The following is a 12,548-nucleotide window of genomic DNA, read 5'->3' on the forward strand; positions in this document are numbered from 1 at the left end:
TCGGAAGTGTGTATAAGAGACAGCCCAGCGCCAGTTCGGCCGGGCCCGCCGAGACTCCCCGCACGGAGGCCAGCAACCGCCCGGCGGCCCAGGGGACTCGGGCGGTCACGGTGAACCCGCCGCGCCCGTCCTCGGCGACGGCCCACTGCGAGCGGTCGAACTCCAGGGTCACGTCCCGGGGTTCGATGACGGCGGCGGCCCCCTGCGCGTCATGTCCGGTCACCTCGAAGCGCGCGCCCTCCCCCTGCTCCGCGAGTCCGATCCGCTCCGGGACGGCCCGGATCCGGGCCGGCGGGCCGAGGACGTCGACGCCGAGCGTGCCGCGTGCCGCCCCGCCCCGGACGTGCACCGCGAGCCGGCCGGGGCGCGCCGCGCGCAGCACCCCGCCGGAGTCGACCCGCGCCCCGCCGCCTTCCGCGGTCCACACCGGCGCGGGCCCGGCGGAGGCCACCGGGCCGAGTGCGGTGTCGTACGCGGTGGCCCTGAGGGTCCGGCCAAGCCCGGCGAAGGCGCGCGCGACGCCGCCCACGGGCTCGATCCGGTACCCGGCTGTCTTGCCGGAGCCGGCCGGGGCGGTCAGGACGAGCCCGTTGGGGACCGGGCGCGGCCGGCCGTCGGACGGGGAGTTCTCCAAGGTCAGGCCCGGCTCCCCGGTCAGGGCGGCGAGCAGGGTGGAGGAGCCGCCGCCGTCCAGGTTCAGGGCCTCGTACGCGCCGAGCCGGTGCATCAGCCGGCCGAGCGCCGTGAGCGTCAGGCCGCCGCTGTCGCGCTGGCGGCCGTCGACGGTGACCACGCGCAGCCGCCGGCCGTCGCGCGAGAAGCCGACGGCGGTGCGCGGGGCGGCGGCGTTGTTCGGCTCGCCCTCGTGGTCCTGCGCGACCCCGGCCACGACCAGCGCCTCCCGGCCGCCCAGCGCTCCCACCGGGAGCGGCCCGCCCCCGGCCGCGACGGGCCGGGCCCGGACGGCGACCGCGTCCGCGGGCCGCAGGGCGGCGAGTTCGGCCGCCGCGGCGCCGCCCGCGACCAGCAAGGTCGTACCGGCCGCGGGGCGCCGTACGGCCGCACGTGCGGCAGCGCGGACGGCCGTGACCCGCCCGTCCCGGAGGTCCACCACCGGGCCGAGCGCGGGCAGTTCGGCCGCCGGCCAGTCGGCGGTGTAGGCGGCGAAGCCGTCGGCGGGCGGCCGCGCGGTGTTGTAGCCGGCGAGCGGGCGGACCGCTCCGCCGGGCAGGGTCACGGTCCCGGCGAGCGCGATGTCCAGCACCCGGCCGGCGCCGTCGGCGCCGAAGCCCACGGCCTGGCCGGCGCCGGGGGACGGCGCGTGCAGGAGCCGTCCGGCGCCGATGCCCGGGCCGAGCGGGGCGCCCGTACCCCTGATGTCGAAGAAGTCCCCGTTCACGGCGGCGACCACGCGTCGGCCCGGGCCGGCGGGGTGCCGGGCGGCCGCGTCCGCGACGGTGGCGACGCCCCGGCCGCCGAGGTACTCGGCCCGCGCGCCCCCGGCTCTGCCCGCAGCCGCGAGGTCGACGTCGAGCTCGTCGATGCGCAGCCAGCGGTCGGCTTCGAGCCGGTCGTAGGACTCCAGCCGGACCCCGGGGGCGACCTGCCGGCCGGTCCGGGCGGTCTCGATCCCGGCGCCGGCACCCCCGCCCGAGGCCCGGGCCCCCGGGGCGGCGAGGGGCAGGGCGAGCAAGGCGAGCAGGACGGACAGCAGGACGGACAGGGGCACTGACAGGGGCCGGCACGGGTTCGACACCCAGGCAGGATCATCCAGGCTGCGCATATGACCGCATAAGCACAGCGGAAGTCCGGCATGTATCAGCCATTCGCCCGCCCCGACCCCCGGAAACCCCCGCCGCAGGCCCCGCCCGCCCGGCCGGGGCGGCCGCCGGCCCGGCCACCGCGGCTGGACGAGCTGTGCGCGGCCGCGGAGGGCACCGTGCCGCCGTCGGTCGTCGATCTCTGCATCCGCCAGTCCGAGCACCGCTGACCTGCACCGATGCCCTCGTATTCTGGTCGGGCTTGACCCTCACACTGTGTCAGGCCCTCCACTGGAAGGCGTCATGTTCATCATCGGAGACTTCGCCAAGCACGGCCGGGTATCGGTCCGCATGCTGCGTCACTACGACGCCCTCGGACTGCTGCGCCCGGCCCGTGTCGACCCCGTCAGCGGCTACCGCTACTACGAGGCCGGGCAACTCGCCCGCCTCAACCGTGTCATCGCGCTCAAAGAGCTCGGCTTCAGCCTGGAACAGGTGGGCTCGATACTCGACGAGCTGGTGGGCGCGGAGGAGCTGCGCGGCATGCTGCGGCTGCGGCAGGCGGAACTGGAGTCGGCCATGGCCGCCGCGGCGGCCCGGCTGACCCAGGTCGAGTCGAGGCTCCGGACCATCGAGAACGAGGGAACCATGTCTGCCATCGACATCGTCGTGAAGAGCCTTCCGCCCGTCCGGCTCGCCGAACTGAGCGGGATCGCGGGGAGCTACGAGCCCCAGGACATCGGCCCGGTCATCGGCCCGCTGTTCGACGAGCTGTGCCGCCTCGTCGAGGAGGCCGGTGTGACGCCGACCTCCCCGGGCATCGCCTACTACGAGGACGCCGGCGACGCGGAGCGGCCCGGCGCCGTCCTGGTCCACGCGGGGCTGCCGGTGGCCGCCTCGGTGCGGGACGAGAACCTCGGCGGCAACGTACGGATCGTCGTGCTGCCGGGCGTCGAGCGGGCCGCGACGGTCGTGCACCGGGGTTCGATGGACTCCGTCCTGCCGGCCGCGCAGGCCCTGGCCCAGTGGATCGACGCGAACGGCGAGCGCTCGTCCGGGTACGCGCGCGAGCTGACCCTGGCCTGCCCGGAGGACCGCGACCAGTGGGTCACCGAGCTCCAGGAACCCCTGAGCGTCTGAGCCCGGACACCGCCTAAGCTCCGCTGATGCAGCGCGTACTCGTCGTCGGCATCAGCGGAGCCGGCAAGTCCACCCTGGCCCGGGAGCTCGAACGCCGGCTCGGGCTGCCGTACCACGAGATGGACGCCCTCCATTTCACCGGACCGGGGTGGACCGTCAGCGCGTCGTACGCGGCGGACGCGGCCGCCGTCGCGGAGGGCGAGCGGTGGGTCCTCGACTCCTACGGGCCCGAGGCCGTGCGCGACGTCCTGTGGCGGCGGGCCGACACCGTGGTGTGGCTGGACCACCCGCGCCGCCTCGTCATGTGCCGGGTGCTGCTGCGCTCGCTGCGCCGCAGCCTGCTGCGGGAGCGGCTGTTCGGCGGCAACCGGGAGCGCTGGCGGGAGTGGCTGCGCGCCGACCACCCCGCGTGGTGGGCCTGGTCGCGGTACGCGTCCCGGCGCGCGGAGATCGGCCGGCTGGCCGGTGACGCGCGGTTCGCCCCGCTGCGGGTGGTGCGGCTGCGCTCGCCGAGGGCCGCCGACGCCTGGCTGCGCTCTCAGTGTCCGGCCGGGCGGCGGCCGCGGACGTAGTCGCAGCCGCGCACGGTGCTGCGGCGGGCCGAGCGCAGCCGGCGCATCGTGGCGTGCCCGCGGCGGCGCCACTCGGACCGGGGCAGCCCGGCGCGCTGGCCGCCGCCGGTGATCAGTGCGTTGACGGGTACGTGTGGGTCGGCCGCGAGCCCCTTGGCGACCAGGACCCCGACCACGAGCGGAACCAGGGCCACGGCCAGCGCCGAACCGGCGGTGGTCACGTGCCGCTGAACGCGCGGGCGGTTCGCGGTGCGCGTGGCGGCGGCGGTGGCGGCGGCGGTGGCGGTGGGGGCTTCGGAGGCTCCGAACCCGCCCCTCGACGCAAAGGAAACCACCGTGCCGGAGACCACCTTCAGCCGCGAGGAGATCCAGTCCTTCGCGCAGCTCAGCCCCTTCGAGCTGAAGGACAAGTTCATTCAGCTCGCCACCGCCGCCCAGGCCGACAAGCCGGGCCAGAAGGACACGACCGCGCGCGCCATGCTCAACGCGGGCCGCGGCAACCCGAACTGGATCGCCACCGGACCGCGCGAGGCCTTCTACGCGCTGGGCTACTTCGCCCTGGAGGAGTCCCGGCGGGTGTGGACCGCCGACAACCTCGGCGGGATGCCGGAGAAGAAGGGCATCGGGGACCGGTTCGAATCGTGGACGCGGCGCCACCCGGACCTGCCGGGCGTGGAGATGCTGGCCGCCTGCGTCCAGTACGCGCTCTCGCGCTGGCCGTTCGACAAGGACGCCTTCGTGCACGAGCTCACCGACTCCATCACCGGTGACAACTACCCGGTCCCGGACCGGATGCTGAAGCACGCGGAGCAGATCGTGCGCGGGTACGTGGCGGACGAGATGTTCGACAAGCGGCCGCCCGAGGGCAACAACCTGTCGCTGTTCGCCACCGAGGGCGGCACCGCCGCCATGTGCTACATCTTCGACTCCCTGATGAAGAACGGGATCCTGCGCAAGGGCGACAAGATCGCCCTGATGACACCGGTGTTCACCCCGTACATCGAGATCCCCGAGCTCGACACCTTCGAGTTCGAGGTCGTCAACGTCTCCGCGAGCCTGTTCACCGAGACCGGGGTCCGGCAGTGGCGCTACCCGCAGGAGGAGGTGGCCAAGCTGGCCGACCCCTCGGTGAAGCTCGTCTGCCTGGTCAACCCGAGCAACCCGCCCTCGCTCGCCCTGAGCGAGCGGGTGGCGAACCAGATCAAGGACATCGTCGCCACCAGCAACCCGAACCTGCTGATCGTCACGGACGACGTGTACGGCACCTTCGTGCCCGGCTTCCGCTCCATCGCCGCCGACCTGCCGCGCAACACGCTGCTCGTGTACTCGTACTCCAAGCACTACGGGTGCACGGGCTGGCGGCTCGGCGTCATCGGCCTGCACGACGACAACGTCATCGACGCGATGATCGCGGCGTTCCCCCAGGACCAGAAGGACCGGCTCGCCAAGCGGTACGGCACCCTGACCCTGGAGCCGGAGAAGATCCGCTTCATCGACCGGCTCGTCGCGGACTCCCGGTCGGTGGCCCTCAACCACACGGCCGGCCTCTCGCTGCCGCAGCAGACGATGATGACGCTCTTCTCGCTCTTCGACATGCTGGACGAGGGCCAGGCGTACAAGGAGCGCATCCGGCAGATCGTCCACCGCAGGCTCGACCTCCTGCTGGAGGGCGCCCAGATGAAGATCTCCGACGACGACAAGCGGGCCGGGTACTACATCGAGCTCGACCTGCTGGCCGAGGCGGAGCGGGTGCACGGCAAGGACTTCGCGGACTTCCTGGAGAAGAACTACGAACCGGTCGACCCGCTGTTCCGCCTCGCCGAACAGACCTCGGTGGTCCTCCTCAACGGCGGCGGCTTCGACGGCCCCCAGTGGTCGGTCCGCGTCTCGCTGGCCAACCTCGACGACCTGGACTACCTGAAGATCGGCCACCACCTGCGCCAGATCTTCAACGACTACGCGAGCGAGTGGGAGCGCGCGAAGGCCTCCGGCTGAGCCCGCCCGGCCCGGGCCGGCGGTGCCCGCCGGATCACGGCGGGCACCCCAGGGGGGTGGCTCAGCGGCCGATCACGGGGTAGTGGTCGCTCATGAAGATGCCCCGGTCCTTTGCCTTTGCGGAGACGGTGGGCCGGGGCGTCGTCATGTCCGACCGCGGTGGGAGGTGGAAGGACGACCGTTCGGCCTGCTGGGGGCAGGGCCGGGCGGTGGTCTACTACACGGTACCCGCGGCCCCCGCCGCCCCGGCCAGACCCAGCAACCCGCGTCGCGTCAGCGTCATCGCGCCAAAGTAGGGCTCCGCACCCTTCCGCCAGGACATACCGACTGGTTAGTCTGCCGGGATCCGGCATTCGGCAGCAGGCCACGAAGGGTGGACCCGTGAACGCGTTCCAGGACCAGCGAGTCGTCGTCACCGGCGCGGGCGGCGGCATCGGCGCGGCCCTCGCCCACCGCTTCGCCGCCGAGGGGGCCACGGTCGTGGTCAACGACCTCGACCCCGCCAAGGCCGCCGCCGTCGCCGGCGCGATCGGCGCCCGCGCCATCGCCGTGCCCGGCGACGCCTCGGCCGTCGTCGAGGAGGCCCGCGAGGCCCTCGGCGGCACGGTCGACGTCTACTGCGCCAACGCCGGACTGGCCTCCGGCGGCGACGCCTTCGCGGAGGAGGCCGTCTGGGAGGCCGCCTGGGACACCAACGTCATGGCCCACGTCCGCGCGGCCAGGCTGCTGCTGCCCGACTGGCTGGAGCGCGAGAGCGGCCGCTTCGTCTCCACCGTCTCGGCCGCCGGACTGCTCACCATGATCGGGGCGGCCCCGTACAGTGTCACCAAGCACGGCGCGCTCGCCTTCGCGGAATGGCTCTCGCTCACCTACCGCCACCGCGGGCTCCAGGTCCACGCCATCTGCCCGCAGGGGGTCCGGACCGACATGCTCACCGCCGCCGGATCGGCGGGCGAGCTGGTCCTCGCGCCGACCGCGATCGAGCCCGAAGCGGTCGTGGACGCCACGTTCGACGGCATGGAGAAGGGCCGGTTCTTGATCCTCCCGCACCCCGAGGTCGCGGACTTCTACGCCGCCCGCGCCACCGAACCGGACCGCTGGCTCAGCGGCATGAACCGGCTGCAGCGCACCTGGGAGGCCCGGTGACCGCGTCCCCCGCAAAAGTCCCGGCCGAGGCCCCTTCCGAGGTCCCTTCCCCCTACGGCGCGAAGCCCTGGCTCGCACGGCTCAGCCCCGCGCAGCGGGCGCCCGTCACGCCCCCGCCCAGCGTCCTGCACGCCTTCCGGGCCGCCGTCGGCCGCGCCCCGGAGCGCACCGCGCTCGCCTACTTCGACGGCCGCCTGCGCTACGCCGAGGCCGACGCGCTCTCCGACTCCCTCGCCGGCCACCTCGCGGAGCGGGGCATATCCCGCGGGGACCGGGTCGCGGTCATGCTCCAGAACACCCCGCACTTCGTCCTCGCCGTCCTGGCCGCCTGGAAGGCCGGGGCGGTCGTGGTCCCGCTCAACCCGATGTACAAGTCCGGCGAGGCGGCCCACATCCTGCGCGACTCCGGCGCCGCCGCCCTCGTCTGCGACGCCCGCGCCTGGTCGGCGTACCTGCGCGAAGCCGCGCGGGGGAGCGGCGTACGGACCGTCCTGACCGCGTCCGACCTGGACTTCCAGACCCGAGACGACGTACGGGTCCTCGCGCCGGGCCGCCCGGAGCAGGCGGCCGACGCCGCCGATCTCGCCGCCGTGGCCCGCCGGGGCCGCCCGGCCCCGCCCGACCCGTGCCTGACGGCCGCCGACACCGCCCTCATCAGCTACACCTCCGGCACCAGCGGCGCCCCCAAGGGCGCCATGAACCCGCACGGCGCGCTCACCCACAACGCCGTGCGCCAGGTCACCGGCCACCCGCTCCCCGAGGGCGCCGGCTACTTCGCCCTCGCCCCGCTCTTCCACATCACCGGCATGGTCTGCGAGCTCGCCGCCTGCTTCACCAACGCGGGCACCCTCGTCCTCGCCCACCGCTTCGACGCCGGCGTGGTCCTCGACGCCTTCCTCGAACACCGCCCCGCCTACACCGTGGGCCCCGCGACCGCCTTCATGGCGCTCGCCGCCCACCCCGAACCCACCGCGGACCACTTCGCCTCCTTCCGGGGGACACTGGGAGGGCTTGAATCGCTTCAGTGTCTTCGAGGAGCCCCAGACATGCCCCGCCTTGCCGTGTTCGCCATCGTTCTCTGCGTCCTGGCCGCGGCCGCGGCCGTCGTCGCCTTCGTGCAGGGCAGCCTGCTCGGGATCGTGTGGGTGCTGATGGCCGGCGTCACCTCGAACATGGCCTGGTTCTACGTCCGCAAGGCGAAGGCCGAGAAGGCGCGCAGCGCCGGCTAGCGCTGTGCGCCGCCCGCCCGGCGCAGGTCAGTTCTCGGTGGGGGCCACGCAGAAGCCGTTGGTGTCCTGCCAGAAGCGGTAGAGGTCGCGGCCGCAGTAGGTCTCCAGGTCGCTCACCCCGAGGGCGGAGAGCAGGCCGTCGATGAGGTTGAAGAAGTGCGCGTTGATCTCCGGGATCCACAGCAGCGCGAAGACGGCCAGCAGCCCGAAGGGTGCCAGCGGCGCCACCTCGCGGCGGACCCGGTGGGAGAGCCAGGGCTCGATGATGCCGTAACCGTCGAGGCCCGGGACCGGCAGGAAGTTCAAGATCGCCGCCGAGACCTGGAGCAGGGCCAGGAAGGCGAGCGCGAAGCGGAACGCCATCGGGACCCCGTCCAGGGCGTCCAGCCAGAACGGGGCCGTGCACACGACCGCGAAGGCGACGTTCGTCAGCGGGCCGGCCGCCGAGATCAGGCTGTGCTTCCAGCGGCCCTGGATCCGGTCGCGCTCGATGTACACCGCGCCGCCGGGCAGGCCGAGGCCGCCCATGATCACGAAGATCACCGGCAGGACGATGCTGAGCAGCGCGTGCGTGTACTTGAGGGGGTTCAGTGTCAGGTAGCCCTTGGCCCCGACGCTGAGGTCCCCGCTGTGCAGGGCGGTGCGGGCGTGCGCGTACTCGTGCAGGCAGAGGGAGACGATCCACGCGGCCGTGACGAAGAGGAAGACGGCCAGCCCGGTGCTGGTCGAGTACCCCGTCCACACCGCCCACCCGGTCACCGCCATGACGGCGAAGATGCCGAGGAATACGGAACTGATCTGCCGCTCGCCGCGGTCGTGGCTTCGACTGCCCTGGTGACCCATGCGGTGAACCTATCCCGGGGCAGGCGCCGTAGAGGTCCCGGGGCCGGAGACAATGGACCGGTGCGCTATGCGATTCTCGGCACCACCCAGGCCATCCGCGACGACGGGAGCACCGTCCCCGTCGGCGGGCCGCGCCTGCGCGCGCTCCTGACCGCGCTCGCGCTGCGGCCCGGGCGGGCGGTGCCTGCGGGCTCGCTCATCGCCGAGGTCTGGGACGGCGACCCGCCGGCCGACGGCCCGGCCGCCCTCCAGGCGCTGGTGGGACGGCTGCGGCGGGCGCTCGGGCACGAGGCGGTGAGGTCGGGGGAGGGCGGCTACGTGCTCGCCTGCGCCCGCGACGACATCGACCTGTACCGCTTCGAGCGGCTCACGCGCGCGGCGGCCACGGCCGCCCCGGCCGCCCCGGCGGACGCGGCCGCCCTGTACGACGAGGCCCTCGCCCTGTGGCGCGGCGAGCCGCTGGGCTCCCTGCCCGGGGCGGAGCCGGAGGCCGCCCGCTGGGAGGCGCTGCGGCGCGAGGCCCGCCGGGGCCGGCTGGAGGCCGCGCTGGCGCTGGGAGAGGCGGAACGGGCCCTGCCCGAGCTGACCGCGCTGTGCGCGGGGCTGCCGCTGGACGAGCCGCTGCAGGCCCTGCGGATCCGCGCCCTGCGCGACACGGGCCGCCCGGCGCAGGCACTGGCCGCCTACGACGAGGTCCGCCGCGACCTGGCCGGCCGCCTGGGCACCACCCCGGGCCCCGCCCTCCGCGCACTCCACGCGGACCTGCTGACCCCGGCCGTGGGCCAGGCCCCGGCTGCGGCCCCGGCCCCCGCCGCTCCCGCCGCTCCCGCCGCTCCCGGCCGTGAGCAGCCCGGTCACCGGCTCCCCGTACCGCGCGACCACCCCGGGCTCGGCGCGCAGCGCCGTGGCCAGGGCGCTCTCCAGCACGATGCGGCGCGCCTGGAGCATCACGAGGTCCTCGTCGCCGGGCCGCGCGGGAGGCCGTACGTCGAACCAGTCCAGCTCGTGCCGCTCGCGCGCTCCGAGCCGGAGCATCTCGGCGTGGACGTCGGGCAGTTCGTCACGGAGCAGGTTGCGGGCGGCGCCGAGCAGCGCGTGCGGATGGCCCGCCTGCGGCACGGCCGGGCGGCGCCAGCCGAAGAAGTCCCGGTCGAGTGCGGTGCCGGGGGCGCGCGCATCGCGTTCGAAGAGCTCGACGGTGTGTCCGCGGCGTGCCGCGAGCAGCGCCGTGGCCAGTCCTCCGATGCCCCCGCCGATAACCAGCACATGTGCCATTGCGCCCCCTGAGCGATGAGCCGTACGACGATCAGACCGCCGGAAGCCTGCGCGGACGGAGCCTGGCCAAAACCCGCACGGTTGTCTTATTCGAAGGCTCCGTTTGACAAACCCCGTCGCCGAACGGCAAATGGAGCCGCACCACCGCCCCCTGCCGAAGGACGCCCATGAGTACGCGACCCGCCGCCCGACCCGGTCCGGACGAAGGGCCACAGCGCGGCGTGCGCGCCGTGCCCCGCCCCCACGCGGTCGTCGGCGTCGGCGTGGTCGTGGTCGGCCCGGACGGCCGGATCCTGCTCGGCCAGGCGCACGACGGCCGCTGGGAGCTGCCCGGCGGCAAGGTCGACCCCGGGGAGGGGTTCGAGCAGGCGGCCGCGCGGGAGCTGGCCGAGGAGACGGGCCTGCGGACCGGCCCCGAGGGGATCCGGATCCTGTCCGTCCAGATCAACCCCGCCTCCGACGTGACCCGGCTGACCGCGGCGGCCGTCACCACCACCGCCGAGGGCACCCCGGCGGTCACCGAACCCCACAAGATCGCCCGATGGGCGTGGTTCGCCGCGGCCGAACTCCCGGAGGCCCTCTTCCCCCCGTCGGTGGCGGTCCTGCGCGCATGGCGGCCCGAACTCACCGCGACCCTGCCGCCCACACCCTCGTACGACTACCCGACCACGACGACCTGAGTCGACCTAGCCGGCCGCCGCGGCCGTCACCACCGTGATCGCGGCCATCGCCATCTGCATGTCGCGGATCGCGGCGCGGACGCTCTCGGCGGCCCACTGCCCCTCCGCTATCTCCGCCATGCGCGCGGAGATCTCCTTGCGCGGGCGCCCCGGGAAGGCGAGCCCGTGCAACTTGGCCGAATGCACCAGGGCGATGAGGCCCGCCGTGCGCTCGTCCGGCTCGGCGCCCTTGAGGACCGCCGCCGCGAGCCGCTCGCGCAGCGCGCGCTCGACGGCGCCATCGGCCTCCGGGTAGCGGCGCACCGGGAACACCCCGAGCGCCTTGCGCCGTTCCTCCACCACCACGCCCCGCGCGCTCAGCCGCTCCACCGCCGCGCCGATGGCCCTGGCCTGGTCCTTCGTCAGCCAGTCGGTCACCCTGCGCTTGCTCCGGCCGCGCAGCCAGGTCTGCATCAAAGGGATCCGGCCGTCCAGCAGTTCCTCACCCGTGGGCGAGGTGTCCACCAGTTCCAGGTACTTGCCGGAAACCAGGACCCGGTCCGCCACGACCAGTTCGAGCAGGATCGCGCCCGCCACCGCCCAGCCCACCGATTGCCGCTGCTTGACCGCCCCGGACTCGTCGTCCAGTGACAGCAGCGTGATCTCCTCCGCCAGCGTGATCGTCATGCCCGGCTCCCCCGTAGATCTTCAGCCTTCTCCCGGTCAGACGCCCCCCACCGCCCGGAAGTTCCCGGAGGGGGGAGCGGGGGTTCTGGCTGTTCGCGGCTGAGTATGGGCGTGTCCATGACCAGATCGGGACATCCCTGCGTGCATAAGACCGGCGTTATGGTGCGGGCGGGTGACGCTGCGTAAGCTGCCGGGATGCAGCTGGAGTTGAGACATCTGCAAGCCGTCTGCCAGATAGCGGAAACGGGCAGCCTGGGTGGTGCCGCGCGCAAGCTCGGGGTCTCGCAGCCGGCGCTCTCCGCCCAGCTGCGCAGGATCGAGCGCGTCACCGGCGGCGAACTCTTCGTCCGGGGCCGGCGCGGGGTCGAACCCACCCCCCTGGGCCAGTTCGTCCTCGCCAAGGCGCGCAGGGTGCTCAGCGAGATGGACGCCCTCGGCGCCGAGACGCGGGCCCGGACGGCGGGCGCCCCGCTGCGGCTGGGCTGCATCCTGCTCGTGCTGGTCGACGGTCTGATCGCCCAGCAGGACCTGGTCCTGTCGGGCCGGGAGATCACCGTGGACCTGGAGGACTCGGTGACCGCCCTGGTGCGGATGCTCGGCGCGGGCCGCTACGACGTCATCGTCTACGGAGAGGTCAACGACCACGAGGTGCCGCTGCCCGGGGGAGTGCTCGCCCGGACCCTGGTCCCCAAGGAGCCGTTCTGCATCCGGATGTCCGCCCGGCACCCGCTGGCCCGGCTGGAGGCCCTGGACCTCGCGGACCTCGCCGACGACACGTGGATGACGCTGATCGAGGACGACGACGGCGGCCCCGAGGCGCTGGTCGAGGCCTGCGCCAAAGCCGGCTTCGTCCCCTCGCTGCGCTACCGCATCACCGACCGCATGATGCAGTACGACCTGATCTCCGCCGGCCGCGCCGTCTCCCTGTGCCAGCCCACCGCGCCGGCGGTCGCGGGCACGGTGATCCGCCCCCTGATCGGCGCCCCCATCATGGGGCGGATCCGCCTCGCCTGGAACCGCTCGACGGTCTCGGCCCGGCAGGCGGAGCTCTTCTACAGCTCGGCGGCCCGCGCGTACCTGGCCAACGTGGACAACAACCCCTTCCACCGGGCCTGGTGGGACGAGCATCCGGAAGTCCACCCGGCCCTGGACTGAGCCCCCGCCGCCGGTTCTGCCGCCCCTGATGTCATTTCACACTCCGTACATGGAAAGGGGATTCGGCTCCCTCTACGCTTTCCGCAT

11 protein-coding genes and 3 pseudogenes are annotated in these 12,548 nt (G+C 73.8%); 9 read left to right on the top strand and 5 right to left on the bottom strand.

The features are described 5' to 3' along the window. Positions 1-1,756: phosphodiester glycosidase family protein (locus DRB96_RS41710; RefSeq protein WP_162689165.1), on the bottom strand; the 1,756-nt coding region annotated here is incomplete at its 3' end. 57 nt (positions 1,757-1,813) lie between these two features. On the opposite strand from DRB96_RS41710, the gene DRB96_RS43565 reads away from it, so the two are divergent. The 3 genes from DRB96_RS43565 to DRB96_RS41720 all read left to right on the top strand — a co-directional run bounded on the left by DRB96_RS43565 (position 1,814) and on the right by DRB96_RS41720 (position 3,472). Continuing rightward, the gene (locus tag DRB96_RS43565; protein WP_162689166.1) at positions 1,814-1,990 is read left to right on the top strand and encodes a hypothetical protein; all 177 of its coding nucleotides are present in this window, start codon (positions 1,814-1,816) and stop codon (positions 1,988-1,990) included. 73 nt (positions 1,991-2,063) lie between these two features. Further along, on the top strand, positions 2,064-2,900 hold the full coding sequence (locus DRB96_RS41715; RefSeq protein WP_112453008.1) for a MerR family transcriptional regulator: 837 nt from the start codon (positions 2,064-2,066) through the stop codon (positions 2,898-2,900). Between the two features lie 26 nt (positions 2,901-2,926). After that, complete coding sequence (locus DRB96_RS41720) at positions 2,927-3,472, top strand: adenylate kinase (protein ID WP_112453009.1); 546 nt, start codon at positions 2,927-2,929, stop codon at positions 3,470-3,472. On the opposite strand, the gene DRB96_RS41725 is transcribed toward DRB96_RS41720, so the two are convergent. Then, positions 3,439-3,807: a hypothetical protein gene (locus tag DRB96_RS41725; RefSeq protein WP_343234693.1), complete on the bottom strand. Its 369-nt coding sequence runs from the start codon at positions 3,805-3,807 to the stop codon at positions 3,439-3,441. The two genes, DRB96_RS41720 and DRB96_RS41725, sit on opposite strands and share 34 nt — an antisense overlap. Position 3,808: 1 nt before the next feature. On the opposite strand from DRB96_RS41725, the gene DRB96_RS41730 reads away from it, so the two are divergent. The 3 genes and pseudogenes from DRB96_RS41730 to DRB96_RS41745 form a co-directional block, all read left to right on the top strand. Then, positions 3,809-5,467 (top strand): bifunctional aspartate transaminase/aspartate 4-decarboxylase, encoded by a 1,659-nt coding sequence (locus DRB96_RS41730; protein ID WP_112453010.1) that lies wholly within the window; start codon positions 3,809-3,811, stop codon positions 5,465-5,467. 381 nt (positions 5,468-5,848) lie between these two features. Next, complete coding sequence (locus DRB96_RS41740) at positions 5,849-6,613, top strand: SDR family oxidoreductase (RefSeq protein WP_112453012.1); 765 nt, start codon at positions 5,849-5,851, stop codon at positions 6,611-6,613. Continuing rightward, a pseudogene (locus DRB96_RS41745) lies at positions 6,610-7,608 on the top strand (AMP-binding protein); the annotation flags it as partial. The gene DRB96_RS41740 and the pseudogene DRB96_RS41745, both read left to right, overlap by 4 nt. Before the next feature lie 261 nt (positions 7,609-7,869). On the opposite strand, the gene DRB96_RS41750 reads toward DRB96_RS41745, so the two are convergent. Then, complete coding sequence (locus tag DRB96_RS41750) at positions 7,870-8,685, bottom strand: site-2 protease family protein (RefSeq protein WP_112453013.1); 816 nt, start codon at positions 8,683-8,685, stop codon at positions 7,870-7,872. A gap of 60 nt (positions 8,686-8,745) precedes the next feature. Here DRB96_RS41750 and DRB96_RS45665 point away from each other — a divergent pair. After that, a pseudogene (locus DRB96_RS45665) lies at positions 8,746-9,453 on the top strand (BTAD domain-containing putative transcriptional regulator); the annotation flags it as partial. Between the two features lie 426 nt (positions 9,454-9,879). Here the strand turns inward: DRB96_RS45665 and DRB96_RS45670 are convergent. Beyond that, positions 9,880-9,960: pseudogene (locus DRB96_RS45670) on the bottom strand (FAD-binding protein); the annotation flags it as partial. A 167-nt stretch (positions 9,961-10,127) separates the two neighbouring features. On the opposite strand from DRB96_RS45670, the gene DRB96_RS41760 reads away from it, so the two are divergent. Then, on the top strand, positions 10,128-10,640 hold the full coding sequence (locus tag DRB96_RS41760; RefSeq protein ID WP_112453015.1) for an NUDIX domain-containing protein: 513 nt from the start codon (positions 10,128-10,130) through the stop codon (positions 10,638-10,640). 6 nt (positions 10,641-10,646) lie between these two features. Here the strand turns inward: DRB96_RS41760 and DRB96_RS41765 are convergent, their stop codons facing one another. Beyond that, positions 10,647-11,306, bottom strand: a complete 660-nt coding sequence (locus DRB96_RS41765; RefSeq protein ID WP_112453016.1) for a GPP34 family phosphoprotein — start codon at positions 11,304-11,306, stop codon at positions 10,647-10,649. A 195-nt stretch (positions 11,307-11,501) separates the two neighbouring features. Between DRB96_RS41765 and DRB96_RS41770 the strand changes: the two genes are divergently transcribed. After that, complete coding sequence (locus DRB96_RS41770; protein WP_112453017.1) at positions 11,502-12,461, top strand: LysR family transcriptional regulator; 960 nt, start codon at positions 11,502-11,504, stop codon at positions 12,459-12,461. The last annotated feature ends 87 nt before the right edge of the window (positions 12,462-12,548 follow it).

The sequence above is a fragment of the Streptomyces sp. ICC1 genome (genome assembly GCF_003287935.1).
GTDB classification, from domain to species: domain Bacteria; phylum Actinomycetota; class Actinomycetes; order Streptomycetales; family Streptomycetaceae; genus Streptomyces; species Streptomyces tritrimontium.

Excerpts from the sequence above, each read along its gene's own strand:
- DRB96_RS41765 (WP_112453016.1), bottom strand. The coding sequence starts at position 11,306 with ATGACGATCACGCTGGCGGAGGAGATCACGCTGCTGTCACTGGACGAC.
- DRB96_RS41760 (WP_112453015.1), top strand. The coding sequence starts at position 10,128 with ATGAGTACGCGACCCGCCGCCCGACCCGGTCCGGACGAAGGGCCACAG.
- DRB96_RS41770 (WP_112453017.1), top strand. The coding sequence starts at position 11,502 with ATGCAGCTGGAGTTGAGACATCTGCAAGCCGTCTGCCAGATAGCGGAA.
- DRB96_RS41750 (WP_112453013.1), bottom strand. The coding sequence starts at position 8,685 with ATGGGTCACCAGGGCAGTCGAAGCCACGACCGCGGCGAGCGGCAGATC.
- DRB96_RS41715 (WP_112453008.1), top strand. The coding sequence starts at position 2,064 with ATGTTCATCATCGGAGACTTCGCCAAGCACGGCCGGGTATCGGTCCGC.
- DRB96_RS41720 (WP_112453009.1), top strand. The coding sequence starts at position 2,927 with ATGCAGCGCGTACTCGTCGTCGGCATCAGCGGAGCCGGCAAGTCCACC.
- DRB96_RS43565 (WP_162689166.1), top strand. The coding sequence starts at position 1,814 with ATGTATCAGCCATTCGCCCGCCCCGACCCCCGGAAACCCCCGCCGCAG.